Raw genomic sequence first — 16,844 nt, forward strand, 5'->3', positions numbered from 1 at the left:
AAACTGGTGGTTCCGCCAGTTTTTCCGTGGTGAACGGAGCAATTCCCGTGGTTGGCTGGACGTGGGGTGCCCCGGCTGGCTATTGTGCGGCGTTTCCCGGCTGTTACCTGGGCCTGCGCAGGCTGGGAAGACCTTCGGACGGAGTAGTCGGCTGGTTGCTTGCGGTAGTGTGCTCGAACCGTGCCAGCAGATCTTCGTTACGTCCGGCTGTCCGGCGAATTCGGGTGTTACGTCCCGGTGAACGATTCCGGCGACACCGCCGAGATCGGATTCATGTACCAGGAGATATTCCGCGACAACTGCTATCTCGGTGCCGGTGTTCGTTTGCCGGCGGCCCCGGTGGTGGTGGACGCGGGAGCGAACGTCGGTTTGTTCAGCATTTTCCTCAAAACGCGGATCCCGCTCGCGCGCGTGCTCGCGGTAGAGCCCGTGCCCAGCACGTACCAGGCGTTGCGCGCGAACCTGGCGCACCACGGGTTCGAGGACGTGCTCACGCGGGAGGTGGCGCTGGGCGCGTGGCGCGAGGCGGGCGTGCCGTTCACCTACTACCGCGACCTGCCCGGCAACTCGACGCGTTACCCGGAGTCGAAGGCACGCACGCGCGAGCTGGTGCCCACCGCCGGGCGGCTGCTCGCGGACAGCCGTTCGCTGACCGTCGCGGTGGAACGGCTGTCCGACCTCCTGCCCGGCCTCGCCCCGGCCCAGACGATCGACCTGGTCAAGATCGACGTCGAAGGCGCCGAACTGGACGTGCTCGCCGGGATCGCCGATGGGGACTGGGCCCGCATCCGCCAGCTGGTGGTCGAAGCCGAGGACCCCGGTCCCGTGCGGACCCTGCTGAAGCGGCGCGGGTTCGAGGTCACCGAGCGCGAGCCCCGCGGGCCGCTCGCCCTGCTCGGCACGACGACGCTCACCGGGCGGCGGTGCTGAGGTGCGCGTGGTGCTGACCTGCCTGCCGTTCTACTCGCACCTGGTGCCGGTGGTGCTGCCGGTGGCCCGCGCGCTGCGGCGGGCCGGTCACCGGGTGGCGGTGGCGACCGCGCCCGCGATGGCCGCCGAATTGGCGCGTGCCGGGATCGGCCACCTGGCGCTGCCGAACGTCCGGACCCTGGCGCAGTTGCTCGAACGACCCGAGGTCGCCACCAGCCCCGGTATGCCGGGTGATCCGGCGGGCAGCGCGCGGGCGGCGTCGGCCAGGGCGGAGTCCGGGCCGCTGGCCGCCGCCTTCGCCGGACCGCTGGCCGGTGTGTTCGCCCGTGACCTGATCCGGGCGTGCGAGAGCTGGCAGCCGGACCTGATCGTGCGGGAGTGCAACGAGTTCGGCGGGCACCTGGCGGCCGAGTGGCTCGGGGTGCGGCAGGCCGTGCTGGACATCGCGCCGGGCTCGTCGTCGACGCTGCCGTCGGTCCGGGACGCGTTGAACGGCCAGCGCGCCGAACTCGGGCTCGACCAGGTCGACGACCCGTGGTATCCGAGCCGGTGCTTCGTCGCCGGGTTCGTGCCGCCCGGGTGGTACCCGGACGGGGCACCGTCGTGCTACCGGCTGGACGAACCGTCCGAAGTGCTGGATGCGTCGCTGCTCGAACTGCCGGCCGACCGTCCACTCGTGCTCGCCGGGCTCGGCAGCGTCGCGGCCACCGTGGTGCCGGAGAGCGGGGAGCTGCTGGAACTGGTGATCACCGCGCTCGGCCGGTTGCCCGGCACGGCCGTGGTCGCGGTGGGCGGCGACCCGGCGCGGTGGCCGGGGCCGTGCCCGGAGAACGTCCGGTTGATGGAGTTCACGCCGCAGCGGCTGCTGCTGGAGTCGGCGGAGTTGTTCGTCTCCCACGGTGGTTTCGGCGGCGTCGCCGAAGCCGTGCGCACCGGCACGCCGATGGTGGTGCTGCCGTTGTTCTCGGACCAGCCGGCCAACGCCGACCGCGTGACCGCGCTCGGCCTCGGCCACCGCCTCGATCCGGCGGGCCTCGATCCGGCGGTGCTCACGGAAACGTGTGCGCGGGTGCTCGGAGACAACGTTTACCGGCACCGTGCGTCAGCTTTTTCGCGTGCGGCGCTGGCCTGTCCGGGACTGGACGCGCTGGCGGCCGATCTGGTGCTGAGCCGAACGGAGCAGTTCACCAATTCGGCATCGGAGTGAATCGTCGAGAGAAGGTGAATTCATCGGTATTCTTTCGAGCATGGGTTCACGGAATGTCACAAGGCTCTTCGGCAGGCTGGATCGGCCACTCGGTGAGCCCGAAGCCGTGGCGCTGGCCGAGCGCATGTACGGCGCGGACCTGATCGCGGTCGCGGTGCGTGAGCACCGCTTCGGCGTCGCCTCCCGGACCGACGACAACCCCTATCCGGCACTCGAAGTGGCTGGTCAGGCGTTCGTCGAGGTGCTGGCCGAAGCCGGGTTCACGGTGCGGTCGTGGGAGTCGGTCGAGTGGCTTTCCGCTGCCGAGGCGCGGTTGCGCGAGCAGACCGGGGATTTCGCCGAGTGGCTGCCCGCCCCGCTCGCCGCGCCGTGAACAACACCGGTAATGGTGCGAATGGCGGCGGTAATTCGGCCGTGCCGTAGGATTCGGTCATGCCGGGGGAGAGCGTCGCACAGCTGACCGCGGCGGCACGCGCCGGAGATCCGAACGCTTTCGGTGCGCTTGTCGACCCATTTCGTGACGAGCTGCAAGCGCATTGTTACCGGATGCTCGGTTCGGTGCACGACGCCGAGGACGCGCTGCAGGAAACCCTGGTGCGGGCCTGGCGGGCGCTGCCGAAGTTCGACCAGGAGCGCGGTTCGCTGCGGTCCTGGTTGTACAAGATCGCCACGAACCGCTGCCTGACCACGATCGAGCGCCGTGGCCGCCGCGAGCTGCCCGCCGACCTCGGTCCCGGCACCCCGGAGACCGGAGTGTCCTGGCTGGAGCCCTATCCGGACGATCGGCTCGGCCCGGAGGCGCGGTACGCGGCCAAGGAGAGCGTGGAACTCGCCTTCGTCGCCGCGTTGCAGCACCTCGGGGCCCGGCAGCGGGCGGTGCTCCTGCTGCGCGAGGTGCTGGAGTTCTCCGCGAACGAGGTCGCCGACCTGCTGGAGACCACCGTCGCCTCGGTCAACAGCGCGCTGCAGCGCGCCAGGAAGGCGATCGATCCACACCGGACCAGCCAGCAGGCGGAGCTGGCCGCGCTCGGGGACGACGGGGTTCGGAAGCTGGCCGGGGCCTACGCCGACGCGTGGCAGCGCGGTGACCTGCGGGCCATTGTGGACATGCTGACCGAGGACGCCAGGTACGCCATGCCGCCGCTGCCCGAGTGCTACACCGGGCACGAGGCCATCAGCGGTTTCCTGGCCGCCGGGCCGCTCACCCGGCGCTGGCGCTTCCTGCCCGCGCACGCCAATGGCCAGCTCGCCTTCGGCACCTACCGGTGGAACGAGGAACGCGGCGCCTACCTGCCCTCCGGGCTGGACGTGCTCACCGTGCGCGGCGATCGGATCGCCGAGGTGGTCTCGTTCCTCGACGCCGGCTTCGACCGGTTCGGCCTGCCGCCGCGGCTGGCCTAGGTGGCGTCGTGGAAGACCAGGCCGAGGGTGTGGCGCCGGCCGCTGCGCACCGGTGACACGCCGTGCCGGACCGGGGCCGCCGACCAGCCGCGGGCCGAGGCCACCGGGCGGTCGCGGGTGGTGAACACCAGGCCGTGCCCCTGCGGGATGAGCGTGGCCAGGCCGCGTGACTGCGCCCGCGGCCGCTGCTCGACCAGCAGGAACTCGCCGCCGGTGTGGTCGGTGCCCGGCTCGTCGAGATTGACGACGACCTGCAGCGGGAACACCTTCTCGCCGTAGAGGTCGCGGTGCAACGCGTTCCACCCGCCGGTTTCGTAGCGCAACAGGATCGGCGTCGGGCGGGTCTGGCCGGCGTCGTGGCAGACCCGCAGCCAGTCGCTCAGGGTGTCCGGCCATTCGGCGTCCCGGCCGAGCTTGGTGTACCAGTCACGGGCGATCGGCAGCAGCCGCGGGTACAGCGCTTCACGCAGCGCGGCCACCGGTTCGGGGAACGGTTCGGCGAAGTAGCGGTAGTCGCCGTGGTCGCCGAACCGGTGCCGCCGCAGGTTGATCGTCGACCGGAACCGGCCGGTCTCCGACCACAGTCCGGCGATCCGGCGGCATTCGGCCGGGGTGAGCAGCGGCGGCAGCAGGGCGCAGCCGTGGGCGTCCAGTTCGGCGGCCACCGCGGCCCAGTCGGCGGCCGCCACGCGCTTCGCGTACTTGTCCATGTCCGGTAGACGTCCGGGCGCCGCGGAACGTGAGATTCCAAAATCAACAGGTAGAACGTGTTACAGTTTCGCGCATGATCTTCGACCGCTTCCGGCTGGACGGACGGGTCGCCGTGGTGACCGGCGCGGGCCGCGGGCTCGGTGCCGCGACGGCGGTGGCACTGGCCGAAGCCGGTGCCGACGTGGTGCTCGCCGCCCGCACCGAGGAGCAGTTGCGCGAGGTCGCGGCGAAGGTCGAAGCCGCGGGCCGCCGGGCCGAGGTGGTGCCCGCCGACCTCGCCGATCCACCGGCCGCCGCGGCGCTGGCCGAGGCCGCGAACGGGGCGTTCGGCAGGCTCGACATCGTGGTCAACAACGTCGGCGGCACGATGCCGCGGCCACTGCTGGAGACCTCACCGCGCTTCCTCGAGGAGGCGTTCCGGTTCAACGTTTCGACGGCGCACGCGCTGACCCGCGCCGCCGCCCCGGCGATGCTGACGGCCGGTGGTGGTGCGGTCGTCAACATCTCCTCGGTGCTGGGCCGGGTCGCCGGTCGCGGGTACCTCGCCTACGGGACGGCGAAGGCCGCGGTCGCCCACTACACCCGGCTCGCCGCCGCGGACCTGGCGCCGAAGATCCGGGTGAACGCGATCTCGGTGGGTTCGGTGCTGACCTCCGCGCTCGACGTGGTCGCCGCCAATCCGGGACTCCGCGAGAAGATGGAGCAGGGCACGCCGTTGCGCCGGCTCGGCGAACCCGAGGACATCGCGGCCGCGGTGCTGTACCTGGTCTCGCCTGCCGCCGCCTACGTCACCGGCAAGGTGCTGGAGGTCGACGGCGGTTTGCAGGCGCCCAACCTGGACTTCGGCCTGCCGGACCTGTGAGGGTCACGACTTCCAGTCCAGCGGCGACCGGGCAGCCAGTTCCGGGTCGTGCTTGGTGAAGGTGGCCAGGTCGCCGCGCAAGGTGTTGTGGAAGGCGTGGATCAGGCCGTCGCGGACCAGCTTCGTCTGGACGCCGCCCACCGTGCCTTCGCGCGGGCCCGCCGGGACCCGGAGCGTCGACTCGGTGTGCAGCAACAGCAGGCCGTCGCCGATCGGACGGGTGCCGATCTGCCGGATCTCCAGCGCGCTGCCCCGGTAGACGGTGTCGAAGATCTTCTGGTGCTCGGCGGCGATCACCGCCCGGCCGCGCTGGATCCGGCCGACGGCGTCGACGAAGTCGGCGTCCTCGGCGAAGTGCGCGCCCCACGCGGTGCCGTCGCCCGCGTTCCACGCTGCCTGCATTCCGCTGATGAGCTGGTCGATGGTCATCGGGGTATCCTTACTTGGATCGATGATCTAAAACTTGGAACGATGTTCTAATTCGGAGCATACATGGCAGCGGACCTGCCGGGCATCGTCCGGCTGCGAGATCGGCGTGAAGCGCTGACCTTGCGCACGATCCTCACCGCGGCACGGCGGCTGTTCGCCGAACGCGGTTACGCCCGGACCCCGATCCGGCTGATCGCGCAGGAGGCGGGCGTCGCCCCGCAGACGATCTACGCGCACTTCGGCTCGAAGGCGGGGGTGCTGGGCGGGCTCGTCGATTTGCTCGACGACGAGGCGGGGCTGCCGGATCTGGTGGCTTCGGTCGAAGGGCTGACCGAGCCGGCCGAGCTGCTCGGCCTGCTGGCCAAGGCGAGTCGTCAGGTTCGTGAACGCTGCGGCGACATCGTGGCGATCCTGAGCTCGGGGGCCGCCGTCGACCCGGACATCGCGGCCACCGAGGCCGAGGGCGCCCGCCGCAACCGGCTGGGCGTCGAAATGGTGATCGAGCGCATCCGCGGCACGGGGCAGCACGTCGAGCCGCGCGCCGCCGACATCGCCGTCGCCCTGATGAGCGCCGGGGTGCACGACAGCCTGGTCGGCGCGGCTGGCTGGTCGGCGGACGACTACGAGGACTGGCTCAAGCGGACCCTGGTCGCGGCCGTGCTGACCTGAGGCCGACGCGCCGGTGTGGTGCTGCCCTGCACGAGAACGCCGGCTGGGTGCACGCGGTCGGCAGCGCGGTGACCAACGTCGCCGGAGGTGCGGCTGCGCACCGCCGCCGGGACTACCGCGGCTCCAGCAGCACCAGCGGAATCTCCCGCGAGGTCTTGTCCTGGTAGGCGCGGTAGTTCCGGAAGCCGGCGGTGATGCGCGGCCAGAGTTCGGCGCGTTCCCCGGCGGTGGCGACCCTGGCGCGCATCGGTTTCGCCGGTCCGCCGCGCAGGGCCACCTCCACCTCGGGGTGGTCACGCAGGTTCAGGAACCACGCCGGGTGCCGGTGGTCGCCACCGCGGGAGGCGACCACCACGAACTTGCCGCCGTCGTGCACCGGAGCGGTCAGCATCACCGACCGCTTCTGCCCGGACCTGCGGCCGACGGTGATCAGTTCCAGCACCGGCATGCCGGCCACCCGCCTGCCCACCCGGCCGCCGCTGACCTTCAGCAGACCCCGGTGGATGCGGTTCACCAGCTTCAGCGTGACGTCGTGTGGCATGGCCCGACCCTAACGCCGTGCTACCGTGGGGGCAGCCGCACTTCGCAGAGCGCTTCCCGAATTCGCCCGGCAACTGACCGGCCCGGAAGCCCGCGGCGCATTCGAAGGAGTTTCACCGTCAACACCACCACGGCGGGTTATCCGCTGTTCAGCCATCCGCAAGCCGACCAGGCCACCGACGGCTTCGCCGCCGACACGCCCGGCGCCACCCACGAAAACCTCTTCCGCGAGCCCGGGGCCGAATACTCGCTGCCCGACCAGCGTCGCTAGCGCGCCAGCAGCGCCCGCAGCTCCTTGACCACGGTCGACGGATCCTCCTCGGCCATGAAGTGCCCGCTCGACACCGTCCGGTGTTCGAGGTCCGGCGCCCACGCCCGCCAGCGGGCGGCGGCGTCGAAACCGAGCGCGGCACCCCAGTCCTGCTGCAACACGGTCACCGGCATCGTCAGCCGTCGCCCGGCCTGCCGGTCGGCTTCGTCGTGCTCGACGTCGACGGTGGCCGAGGCCCGGTAGTCGGCGACGATCGACGGCACCGCTTCCCGGCTCGCCCGCAGGTACTCGGCGCGGACCTCCGGCGGGATCGCCGACGGGTCGTTCGCCCACAGGTCGAGGAAATGGCCGAAGAAGGCGTCGGCCGAATTGCCGATCAGCTGCTCGGCCAGTCCCGGCGGCTGCGCCATCAGGTACAGGTGGAAGCCGACCGCGGCCGACCGGCCCCGCATGACCTCCCACGTGTCCAGCGTGGGCAGCACGTCCAGGGACGCCAGGTGGGTGATCGCCGCCGGGTGGTCGAGCCCGGCCCGGATGGCCACCAGCGCACCCCGGTCGTGCCCGGCCAGCGCGAACCGCTCGTGCCCCAGCGCCCCGGCCAGCGCGACGACGTCGGCGGCCATGGTGCGCTTGGCGTAGTCGCCCTCCGGTTTGTCGCTGTCGCCGTACCCGCGCAGGTCGGGGCAGATGACCGTGTGGTCGGCGGCGAGGTCGGCGGCCACGTGCCGCCACATCAGGTGGGTCTGGGGAAAGCCGTGCAGCAGCACGATGGGGCGGCCCGAACCGCCGATCGCGGTGTGCAGCGCCACGCCGTCGGCGACGGGGACGCGGTGGGTGGTGAAGGAAGGGATCATGCATCCGATCGTGGGCGCGGCCGATCAGCACCGGATCAGCGCCGGATCAGCGCGGCGGTTAGGTTGTCGCTGTGGTGGGGTTCCGGGTGCTGGGCCCGCTGGCGGCCGAGACCGCGGCCGGGCCGCTGGACCTGAAGGGCCCGCGGCACCAGGCCGTGCTGGCCCGGTTGCTGATCGCGAAGGGCCGGGTCGTGCCGGTCGACCGGCTGATCGGCGATTTGTGGGACGAACCGCCGGACGGGGCCCTCGGCGCGGTGCAGACCTTCGTCGGCGCCCTGCGGAAGGCACTGGAACCGGACCGGCCGCCACGCACCCCGTCCCGGCTGCTGGTGACCGCGTCACCCGGTTACGCGTTGCGCGCCGAGCCCGGTGCGGTGGACGCGTGGCGGTTCGAGGCGGCGGTCGGCGAATCCGCCCGGCTGCTCGCTGACGGACAGGCCGAGCGGGCACGCGTCGTTCTCGACGACGCGCTCGCGCTCTGGCGCGGGCCCGCGTACGCGGAATTCGCCGAGCAGGGCTGGGCGCGAGCCGAGGCCGACCGGCTGACCGAACTGCGGTTGCTCGCCGTCGAACGCCGTGCCGAAGCCGCGATCGCCTCCGGGCAGGCCGCCGCGTCGGTGCCCGACCTGCGTGCCCACGTCGCCGAGCACCCGTTGCGTGAGCCCGGCTGGCGGCTGCTCGCCCTGGCGCTCTACCGGTCCGGGCGGCAGGGCGACGCGCTGACCGCGTTGCGGCAGGCCCGTGAAGTCCTGCGCACCGAACTCGGCGTGGACCCCGGTGAAGGACTGCGGCAGCTCGAAGCCGACGTCCTCGCGCAGGCACCGCACCTGGACGAACCCGTGCTGCCGGTCGAGGCGGAGCCGTTCGTCGGCCGGGACGGCGAACTCGCCGAACTGGTGCGCACCGCGGTGGCCACGGCGGCGGCGGGACGGCCGCGGCTGGTGCTGCTCTCGGGGGCCGCCGGAGCCGGCAAGACCACGCTGGCCACGGCGTTGACCCGGCGGCTCGCCGCGATGGGCTGGACCACCGCGTGGGGTGCCAGCCCCGACCTCCCGGCCGGGCCGGGCGACCTCGCCGTGGCGAGGTTCCGCCGCCAGCGCGCGATCGGGGAGTACCTGGCGAAGCTCGAGAACCAGCAGGGCCGGGCCCCGGCCCTGCTGGTCTTCGACGACCTGCACTGGGCCGACGAGGAAACGCTCGCGTTGTGCACCGGGCTGGCCACCGATCCGGAGGCCGGGCCGGTACTGCTCGTCGGCACCTACCGCGCCACCGAAATCGCCCCGGAGCTGACCGACGCGCTGGGGCGCGCGGCCCGCGCCGAGCCGGTGCGCGTCTACCTCGGCGGGCTGACCGAACCGCAGGTCGATGCGCTGGTGCGGGCGGTCGGCCGTCGTGCGCCGACGGCGGAGAGCACACGGGTGATCCACCGGCGCAGTGCCGGGAACCCGTTCTTCGTCCGCGAACTCGTCCGGCTCTGGGACGCCGAGGGCGAAGCCGGGCTGCACACCGTGCCCGCCGGTGTCCGCGACGTCATCCGGCACCGCCTGTCCGGCCTGCCCGGCACCACGCACCTCCGGCAGGCCGCGGTGCTCGGCGAAACGGTCGACCTCGACGTGCTGATCGCGCTGGCCGGGGACGAGGACGCGGTGCTGGCGTCGATCGAGGCGGCCCTGGTCGCCGGATTCCTGGTCGAGCCGGACGCCGACCGGGTGCGGTTCGAACACGCCCTGGTGCGGGAAACGCTGTACGAGGACACCTCGCGGGCCCGTCGCTCGCGCTGGCACGCCGCCGTGGCCGAAATCCTGGAGCAACGCCGCCCGGACGACGTCGCCGCGATCGCCCACCACTTCGTGCGCGCGGACAGCGCGGCCACCGCGGCCCGCGCCGCGCACTACGCCCGTGCCGCGGCCGAACTCGCCGAACGCCGCCCGGCCCCGCACGAGGCGGCGCGGTGGTGGCGTGCGGTGGCCGCCCGCACCGGCGGCCGCGCCCGGCTGGAAGCGGTGATGGGCCTGGTCCGGGCACTGGCCGTGACCGGGGACCTGGTGCGGGCGCGGCAACTCCGGGCGGAGGCGGTCACCGACGCCGAGGCGATCGGCGACCCGCTGCTGACCGCGCGGGTGCTCGGCTCGTTCGACGTCCCCGCGATCTGGACGGCGAACGACGACGAGGCGCTTTCGGCCCGGCTCGTCGCAGCCGCGGAACGTGCGCTGGCCGGACTGCCCGCGGAGTTCGCCGCCGAACGCGCCCGCCTGCTGATCACCATCGCGATGGAACGGCGCGCGGACACCGGCGGACGGGGCGGGCAGGCCGCGGCGGAGGCCGTGCGGATCGCTCGTGCGCAGGGGGACCCGGCCCTGCTGGCCTTGGCGCTCAACGGGAGCTTCCTGCAGGCGTTCCACCGCGCCGGGCTCGCGCCGGAACGGGCACGCATCGGTGCCGAACTGGCCGAGCTGTCCGCGGCGAACGACCTGGTCACCTTCGAGGTGCTCGGGCACCTCATCCAGCTCCAGGCCAGCGCGGCACTGGCCGACCTCGACGCCGCCGACCGGCACGCCGCCGCGGCCGACCGGCTCGCCGAGCGCTACGAACTCCCGCTGGTCGGCGTGTTCACCGAGTGGTACGCCGCGCTGCGCCTGGCCATCACCGGCCACACGGGCGAAGCGCGAACGGCCTACCGCGCGGCGGCGGCGCGGCTCGGCGGCACCGGGATGTCCGGGCTGGAACCGGGCATCCTGGCGTTGGCCCTGCTCGGCGTCGGCGAAGCGGTGGACGACTACGGCCCGTACGACCCCTGGGTTTCCGGGCAGTCCACTCCGGACTCACCACGGGACCTGCTGTTCGAGGCGCGCACCTGCCTGCACGCCCGGCACGCCAGCCAAAGCGGGCAGACGGCGGTCACGGCGCGGCTCTACGCCGAACTGCTGCCCGCCGCCGGGGAACTCGCCGGTGCGGGCAGCGGCCTGCTCACCCTTGGCCCGGTCGCGCGTTACCTCGGGGAACTGGCTCAGGCATTGGGACGCCCCGATGACGCCGCGAAGCACTTCGAACAGGCCGAAGCGCTCAACGCGCGTCTTCGAACGCGGAGATGATGGCGTGCGTGCACTGCCGGGGGACTTCGTCGTCCGGGGTGAGGAGGTGGCCGGTGATGGTGATCGGCGGGGTGAGCGGGAGGAAGCGCACGCGCGTCGAGCCGATCGCGGCGACTTCGGTGGCCGGCATCAGCGCCCAGCTCCCCGGGTCCGAGCCGACCTCGACGACGGTGTCCTGCGCGGTGCCCGCCGGTCTGCCGAACCGGACGCCGGTGCCCAGCGCCGCGGTGACCGCGGCGTGCAGCGGGGGATCGGACGGCGCCCGCAGCACGTGCTCGGCCAGTTCCGCGACGGACACGCTCGACCGCTCCGCCGCCGGGTGCCGGGTGGACACCACCGCGTGCAACGGTTCCGACCACACCGGCAGCGCCCGCACCCCCGGCGCGGAAACCGGGCCCCGCACCAGCGCCAGGTCCAGCTCACCCCGCCGCAGGGCCCGCACGCGCTCGGTCACCGGCAGGTCGATGAGCACCAGTTCGAAACCGGGGTTCAGCTCGCGCAACGCGTCGATGCCGCGTTCGAGCCGGGCGGTGAGGCCGGCCGCGGTCCCGATCCGCACCAGGTCGCTCGGTTCGTGCACCACCGCGCGCACCCGGTCGGCGGCGCTCAAGGTCTCCCGCGCGGCGGACAGCACGCGGCGCCCGGCGTCGGTCAGCCGGACCGAGCGCGACGTGCGGTCGAGCAGCCGCGTGCCCAGTTCCCGTTCCAGCCGGGCGATCTGCTGGCTGACCGCGGGCTGCACGATGTTCAACCGCTCGGCCGCGCGCCCGAAGTGCAGTTCCTCGGCGACGGTGACGAAGTACCGCAACGCCCGCAGTTCCATCCACCCTCCGATCGATCACCCCATGTTATCGCTGCACGGGTGAACCGGCCCTCGATCCGCGGGCCGATCCGCGCTGGACTGGGGGCATGCGGATCGGACAACACCTCCCCACCCTCGGCGCGCTGGCGGTTCCCGCGGAAGCCGCGAAGGCCGGGAAACGCGGGTACCACAGCGGGTGGACCAACCAGGCACCCGGCGGCTGGGACCCCATCGCCGTGCTGGGCGCGGTGGCGGACTCGCCACCGGAACTGGGCACCGCCGTGGTGCCGACCTACCCGCGCCACCCGGTGGTGATGGCCACCGAAGCGCTGACCGCGCAGGCGCTCACCGGCGGCAAGTTCACCCTGGGCATCGGCCCCAGCCACGAACTGGTGATGACCGGACAGTTGGGCCTGCCCTACGACGCGCCCGCGCGCCACACCCGTGAATACCTCGAAGTGCTGCGGCCGCTGCTGCGCGGTGAGCACGTCAAGCACCGCGGGCGGTTCTTCACCGTCGACACGCAGCTGGCGGTCACCGCGCCCGAACCGCCGGTGCTGGTCGCCGCGCTCGGGCCCCGCATGCTGGAGGTGACCCGCGAGCTGGCCGACGGCACCATCGCGCTGTGGGCGCGGCCGAGCCTGGTCGCCGACTACCTGGTGCCCCGCCTCGGTGACGGCGCGCGGGTGGTGCTGATGGTGCCGGTCTCGGTCACCAGCGATCCGGACGGCGTCCGGGAAAGCTACGCCGAGGAACTCGCGATCGTCCACGAACTGCCCGCCTACCGCGCCGTGCTCGACCGCGGCGGGCTGGCCGGCGTGGCCGACACGGTCGTCGCCGGGGACGAGGAGGCGGTGGCCGCCGAACTGCGGCGGTTCGCCGACGCCGGGGTGACCGATCTGGTGGTCAACCCGGCGGGCAGCCCGGCCGAGCGGGAACGCACCCTCGACCTGGTGCCGCAGGTGTTCCCGCGTGGTGACGCCACCGGGGCGGCCGGGGGGAACTGACCCGGCCCGCGTGTCGCCGGGGCCACAGTGGACATCGAACGTACGTGCGAAGTATGTTGCCGGACATGGAACAGCCGACTGCCCCCGAGCTGCCGTGATCGTCAGTCCGCACACCCGGTGGCGGGGTGATGACCTGCACGGCCGCGTGCCGGTGCTCACCCCGGTGTGGGTGCGCCTGGACGCGCTCTACGTCCGCGTTCCCGGCGCTCCGGAGCACGTGGTGGAAACCGGGCTGGACACCAGCGGGGAGGTACCCGGCCGGTTGCACGGCTGGTTCCCGACGGTGAAGGGGGATTGGCTTGGCGTGGTCAATTTCGACCTCGCCTACGCCGATGGGCGCAGGGACAAACTGCAATTGCCGGATCAATTGGTGCCCGCCTACGCATTGCGCCCCCGCCGCACGTGAACGTGCGGCGGGGGCGCGGGCAACGCTCTGCCTAGAACCAGTGGCTGCGGCCGCCGACCTTGGTGCCGGCGCGCCCGAGTACCGCCAGCACCACGCCGATGATCACCAGCGCGATACCGATCGAATAAAGCACGGGAATGCTCGCGATGATACCGATGACAATCAGGATAACGCCGAGAACGATCATCTAACTGGCCTCCAGGTGGGTAAATCTGCGCCGCCCTGCGGTGGCGCGGGCTGGTTCGGGGTAACCCGCACCCGCCATCGATAAACCCGATCGGATGATCTCGGTTCGGCGTCGCGAATTGTGTCCGGGGAATTACTGAACGAATTCGTCGAACACGCGGCCGAACGGACCAGGCGGCGCGACCGAATGCCGGAGGCGGACCGGCTCAGGCAGGCGGATCGCCGACTTCACCGGGCGGCAGGAAGTGCACGTCGTGCTCCGCCGAGACCCGGACCGCCTCGGCCAGCTCGGTGAGGTCGTGCAGCCGCTCGAACAGCTGCGCCAGCCGTCCGGCGGGGCTCACCCAGAACAACCCGCGCGTCGGCGCCTCGCTCCGGTTGTAGTAGGCGTGCGGCAGGTTCTTCGGCATCCGCACGGTGTCGCCGGGGCCCGCGGTCAGCCACTCGCCGTCCAGGTAGAGGGTGAACACGCCCTCCAGGACGTAGATGTGCTCGTCCTGGGTGGGGTGCACGTGCGGCGGCACCCCGGTGCCCGGCGGGTCGAAGGTCTCGAAGGCGAAGCTGGACTCGGCGGCCGACTTCATCGCGTACCGGTGGCCCAGCACGTTCCACACCCGGCTGCCCATGGCTTCGCCCGCCAGGGTGATCCCCTTGGGCAGCGGACCCAGCACGATTTCTTCGCTCATGCTGCCATCTAAGCGCAGTCGGCACCTCGATCCGGTGTTGATCCCCGCCGGACCGGGGAGAAACCGGGCCGCGTGCCGCAGAATGACCGGGTAGATGTGGTCAAGGTGGTCGAGGACGGGTCCGGGGGTTTGCTCATCCCCTGATCGGGGTAACACCGCGTCACCGACGTTGACCCCTAGCGGAGGTGACGTTCATGGCGGTCCCCGACGGGAACGAGCTGCAGTCCTCGCACTTGCTGACCGACGTCAACGATCTGGCCGGGGTGCGTGGCGCGATCCGGGAACTGGTCCGCCCCTACGGCCGTGATTCGGTGATCGACACCATGCTGGTGGCCGACGAACTCGCGGTGATCGCGCTCGGCAACGGACGGCTCCCCGGTGAGGTGCACGCGGTGATCAGCCCGTTCGCCGCGGCCGAGCCGCAGCTGCGGGTGGAGGTGCGCACCGGGCGGGAGGGGATCCCGCCGGGCACCGCGCCCAGCCCGGAGAGCTGGAAGGTGCTCAACAGCTGCACCCTCGCGTGGGGCATCAGCCGCGACGGCGAGCGCACCACCTTCTGGGCCAACGTCCGGCTCCGGATCCCGGTCACCGAAGAAGAGCGCAACGCCGAGGTGCACGTGCTGCGCCCGCGCCGCTCATCCATGTGACCTAGGTCACAGTTTGGTGACACGATGGTTTGACGGGGCGGTAGCCGGGTAATTGATCACCAGGTCCGGCTGGGGCGGACCGGGAACTTGTCTGCGGAGAGGGAACGCCGGCGGCCACGGGCCGTCGGCGTTTCTGTGTCCGGAGCCCTAGGCTGGTGGTCGTGGCCTGATCGGCTCTCCCGGGGAGACTTCGATGCGCAACGCCCTGCTCGCCCTCGCCTCCGTCCTCGCCGCCACCGCGCTGCTGATCCCGCCCGCCCACGCGGCTGCGCCACCACGGCCGACGCCGGTCGTCTACGACAGCGATCTCGACGTCGACGACGCCTCGACGCTGGCCTACCTGTGCGTGCAGCACCAGCGGAAGCGGATCGAGCTGCGGGCGGTCACCGTCACCAACAACGGGTTCGGCACCCCGGGACGGGCCCGGCAGCACGCGCTGAGCGTGCTCGGCCGGTGCGGGCTGCCCGGTGTCCCGGTGGCCGACGGCTCGGACACCGGCGTGCACCCCGCGCCCGCGTCCACCGTGCGCGACATGGAGGAGGTGCTCACCGGCGCGCTCGGTGACGCCGGGCTCACCCCGCCACCGGCGCGGCTGACCGCCGCGCAGCTGATCGCGCAAACGCTTGCCGAGGCCCGCGGCAAGGTGTCCGTGCTGGTCACCGGCCCGCTGAGCAATCTGGCGAAGGCCGTGCCGCCGGGCAGCCCGCTCGCCGGGAAGGTCTCGGTCACGCACGTGATGGGCGGGGCGGTGCACGTGCCCGGCAACCTCTTCGGCGAGGCGCTGCCCGGCTTCGACAACAGCCAGGAGCTCAACATCTGGCTGGACCCGCCATCGGCGAGTTCGGTCTTCGGTACCCTGCCGGTCCGGCTCACCCCGCTCGACGCGACGAACGACGTGCCGATCACCCAGGCGTACGTGGACCGGCTCGGGGCCGAAGCCGCGACGCCGAGCGCGCGGATCGTGCACTCGATCATGACCCAGCCGATCATGCGGGACGGCATCGCGCTGGGGTACTTCTACTGGTGGGACGCGCTGGCCGCGGTGTGGGGGTTCGGCGACCGGGGAGTGGTCACCGACGTGCGGAAGACCGCGGTCGTGGTGGTGCGGCACGGCGAGCAGTCCGGCCGCACCGCGCCGCGGGCCGGGGGCGACCGGCTGGTGGCCGCCTTCGGCGCCGACCCGGTGCGCTTCGAACAGGCGTTCCTGGACGGGCTGAACGGTAGGGCAGAATGAGGCGGTGGAGTCCACCCGAGTGGACCGCTGGCTGTGGGCGGTCCGGCTGACCAAGACCCGCCCGGACGCCGCGGCGGCCTGCCGGGGCGGGCACGTGCGCGTGAACGACAAACCGGCCAAGCCGGCCACCACGGTGTCACCGGGGGACGAGGTCCGGGCCCGCGTCGGTGACCGGACGCGCATCGTCGAGGTGGTGCGGGTGATCCAGAAGCGCGTCGGGGCCGCGGACGCCGCCACCTGCTTCATCGACCGCACCCCCGCCCCACCACCGGAAGCCGCCATCCCGGTGGCCCGCCGCGACCGCGGTGCCGGGCGCCCCACCAAACGCGAACGCCGCGTCCTGGACAGGTTCCGCGCCGGCGGCTTCTGAGCTGCTCAGGCGGCCATCGGGTGCCAGTCCAGGTACTGGTCACCCGTCCGGCGCAGTTCGGCTTCGAGGCCGGAGAGCCATTCGATCGAGTGCCACGAGCGCACCGTGTAACCGGCCTCGGCCAGCCCATCCACAAAGGCCTCCCCGGCCACCTCCAGCGCGGGGTACGGGGTGAGCCGGGTGTGGTTGGCGATGCCGAGCAGGCTGCCGCGCACGGCGATGGCGATCAGCTCGGCCCCGTGCATCCGGCGGGCGATGGCCACCGCCTCCGGATAGGGGATCTCCCGGTCGAGGCAGGCCGAGAGCATCGTGGTGTTCCGCGGTGTCATCAGGCATCCACTCCCGGCGGCAGTCCATTTGCGACACTGACGACGCGGTTGCAGCCTAGCCCGCCGATCGGGCTCCGTCGTGGTGCGAATGGACCCCGCCCGAACGGGTTACCCCGGGCGGCTGTTCGGGCGGTGACCGTGCTCACCGGCCGGCGAATCGGTGTTAACGCGCGCGCCCGTCCCGGCGACTTACCGCACCGAGACGACTAGT

At 72.3% G+C, this 16,844-nt stretch carries 20 protein-coding genes; 12 read left to right on the plus strand and 8 right to left on the minus strand.

Annotation, left to right across the window (positions count from 1 at the left end):
- Positions 1-180: 180 nt before the first annotated feature.
- Genes AC07EG_RS11305 through AC07EG_RS11320 form a run of 4 tightly spaced genes read left to right on the plus strand, consistent with a single transcriptional unit; the run spans position 181 to position 3,538 of the window.
- Complete coding sequence (locus AC07EG_RS11305; RefSeq protein ID WP_478252927.1) at positions 181-930, plus strand: FkbM family methyltransferase; 750 nt, start codon at positions 181-183, stop codon at positions 928-930.
- A gap of 1 nt (position 931) precedes the next feature.
- Complete coding sequence (locus AC07EG_RS11310) at positions 932-2,137, plus strand: glycosyltransferase (RefSeq protein WP_478252928.1); 1,206 nt, start codon at positions 932-934, stop codon at positions 2,135-2,137.
- A gap of 40 nt (positions 2,138-2,177) precedes the next feature.
- The gene (locus tag AC07EG_RS11315; RefSeq protein ID WP_478252929.1) at positions 2,178-2,510 is read left to right on the plus strand and encodes a hypothetical protein; all 333 of its coding nucleotides are present in this window, start codon (positions 2,178-2,180) and stop codon (positions 2,508-2,510) included.
- A gap of 59 nt (positions 2,511-2,569) precedes the next feature.
- The gene (locus tag AC07EG_RS11320; protein WP_478252930.1) at positions 2,570-3,538 is read left to right on the plus strand and encodes a sigma-70 family RNA polymerase sigma factor; all 969 of its coding nucleotides are present in this window, start codon (positions 2,570-2,572) and stop codon (positions 3,536-3,538) included.
- On the opposite strand, the gene AC07EG_RS11325 is transcribed toward AC07EG_RS11320, so the two are convergent.
- Entirely contained in the window at positions 3,535-4,248 is a 714-nt protein-coding gene (locus tag AC07EG_RS11325; protein WP_478252931.1) for a 2OG-Fe(II) oxygenase, read from the minus strand. The genes AC07EG_RS11320 and AC07EG_RS11325 overlap by 4 nt on opposite strands.
- A gap of 74 nt (positions 4,249-4,322) precedes the next feature.
- On the opposite strand from AC07EG_RS11325, the gene AC07EG_RS11330 reads away from it, so the two are divergent.
- Entirely contained in the window at positions 4,323-5,111 is a 789-nt protein-coding gene (locus tag AC07EG_RS11330; RefSeq protein WP_478252932.1) for an SDR family oxidoreductase, read from the plus strand.
- Positions 5,112-5,114: 3 nt separating this feature from the next.
- Here the strand turns inward: AC07EG_RS11330 and AC07EG_RS11335 are convergent, their stop codons facing one another.
- A complete protein-coding gene (locus tag AC07EG_RS11335; protein ID WP_478252933.1) occupies positions 5,115-5,540 on the minus strand; it encodes an SgcJ/EcaC family oxidoreductase in 426 nt (141 codons plus the stop codon).
- Between the two features lie 63 nt (positions 5,541-5,603).
- Here AC07EG_RS11335 and AC07EG_RS11340 point away from each other — a divergent pair, with 63 nt between their 5' ends.
- On the plus strand, positions 5,604-6,209 hold the full coding sequence (locus AC07EG_RS11340) for a TetR/AcrR family transcriptional regulator (protein ID WP_478252934.1): 606 nt from the start codon (positions 5,604-5,606) through the stop codon (positions 6,207-6,209).
- A gap of 112 nt (positions 6,210-6,321) precedes the next feature.
- Here AC07EG_RS11340 and AC07EG_RS11345 read toward each other — a convergent pair whose 3' ends face one another.
- Positions 6,322-6,750 (minus strand): nitroreductase/quinone reductase family protein, encoded by a 429-nt coding sequence (locus AC07EG_RS11345; protein WP_478252935.1) that lies wholly within the window; start codon positions 6,748-6,750, stop codon positions 6,322-6,324.
- A gap of 266 nt (positions 6,751-7,016) precedes the next feature.
- The gene (locus AC07EG_RS11350) at positions 7,017-7,874 is read right to left on the minus strand and encodes an alpha/beta fold hydrolase (RefSeq protein ID WP_478252936.1); all 858 of its coding nucleotides are present in this window, start codon (positions 7,872-7,874) and stop codon (positions 7,017-7,019) included.
- 71 nt (positions 7,875-7,945) lie between these two features.
- Here AC07EG_RS11350 and AC07EG_RS11355 point away from each other — a divergent pair, with 71 nt between their 5' ends.
- Positions 7,946-10,966, plus strand: a complete 3,021-nt coding sequence (locus AC07EG_RS11355) for a BTAD domain-containing putative transcriptional regulator (protein ID WP_478252937.1) — start codon at positions 7,946-7,948, stop codon at positions 10,964-10,966.
- Here AC07EG_RS11355 and AC07EG_RS11360 read toward each other — a convergent pair.
- Positions 10,938-11,789: a LysR family transcriptional regulator gene (locus tag AC07EG_RS11360; RefSeq protein ID WP_478252938.1), complete on the minus strand. Its 852-nt coding sequence runs from the start codon at positions 11,787-11,789 to the stop codon at positions 10,938-10,940. The genes AC07EG_RS11355 and AC07EG_RS11360 overlap by 29 nt on opposite strands.
- A gap of 86 nt (positions 11,790-11,875) precedes the next feature.
- Here AC07EG_RS11360 and AC07EG_RS11365 point away from each other — a divergent pair, with 86 nt between their 5' ends.
- On the plus strand, positions 11,876-12,775 hold the full coding sequence (locus tag AC07EG_RS11365; RefSeq protein WP_478252939.1) for a TIGR03564 family F420-dependent LLM class oxidoreductase: 900 nt from the start codon (positions 11,876-11,878) through the stop codon (positions 12,773-12,775).
- 94 nt (positions 12,776-12,869) lie between these two features.
- On the plus strand, positions 12,870-13,181 hold the full coding sequence (locus AC07EG_RS11370) for a hypothetical protein (protein WP_478252940.1): 312 nt from the start codon (positions 12,870-12,872) through the stop codon (positions 13,179-13,181).
- A gap of 31 nt (positions 13,182-13,212) precedes the next feature.
- Here AC07EG_RS11370 and AC07EG_RS11375 read toward each other — a convergent pair whose 3' ends face one another.
- On the minus strand, positions 13,213-13,368 hold the full coding sequence (locus AC07EG_RS11375) for a DUF6131 family protein (RefSeq protein ID WP_194240158.1): 156 nt from the start codon (positions 13,366-13,368) through the stop codon (positions 13,213-13,215).
- Positions 13,369-13,573: 205 nt separating this feature from the next.
- The gene (locus AC07EG_RS11380) at positions 13,574-14,053 is read right to left on the minus strand and encodes a cupin domain-containing protein (RefSeq protein ID WP_478252941.1); all 480 of its coding nucleotides are present in this window, start codon (positions 14,051-14,053) and stop codon (positions 13,574-13,576) included.
- Between the two features lie 194 nt (positions 14,054-14,247).
- Here AC07EG_RS11380 and AC07EG_RS11385 point away from each other — a divergent pair, with 194 nt between their 5' ends.
- The 3 genes from AC07EG_RS11385 (at position 14,248) to AC07EG_RS11395 (ending at position 16,304) form a co-directional block, all read left to right on the plus strand.
- A complete protein-coding gene (locus AC07EG_RS11385) occupies positions 14,248-14,700 on the plus strand; it encodes a hypothetical protein (RefSeq protein ID WP_478252942.1) in 453 nt (150 codons plus the stop codon).
- A 193-nt stretch (positions 14,701-14,893) separates the two neighbouring features.
- Positions 14,894-15,934 carry a nucleoside hydrolase gene (locus tag AC07EG_RS11390; RefSeq protein WP_478252943.1) on the plus strand — a complete coding sequence of 347 codons (1,041 nt, stop codon included), beginning with the start codon at positions 14,894-14,896 and terminating at the stop codon, positions 15,932-15,934.
- A 4-nt stretch (positions 15,935-15,938) separates the two neighbouring features.
- On the plus strand, positions 15,939-16,304 hold the full coding sequence (locus AC07EG_RS11395) for an RNA-binding S4 domain-containing protein (RefSeq protein WP_478252944.1): 366 nt from the start codon (positions 15,939-15,941) through the stop codon (positions 16,302-16,304).
- Positions 16,305-16,309: 5 nt separating this feature from the next.
- Here the strand turns inward: AC07EG_RS11395 and AC07EG_RS11400 are convergent, their stop codons facing one another.
- Positions 16,310-16,633 carry a hypothetical protein gene (locus AC07EG_RS11400; RefSeq protein WP_478252945.1) on the minus strand — a complete coding sequence of 108 codons (324 nt, stop codon included), beginning with the start codon at positions 16,631-16,633 and terminating at the stop codon, positions 16,310-16,312.
- Between the last annotated feature and the right edge of the window lie 211 nt (positions 16,634-16,844).

The sequence above is a fragment of the Amycolatopsis sp. NPDC045836 genome (genome assembly GCF_056431745.1).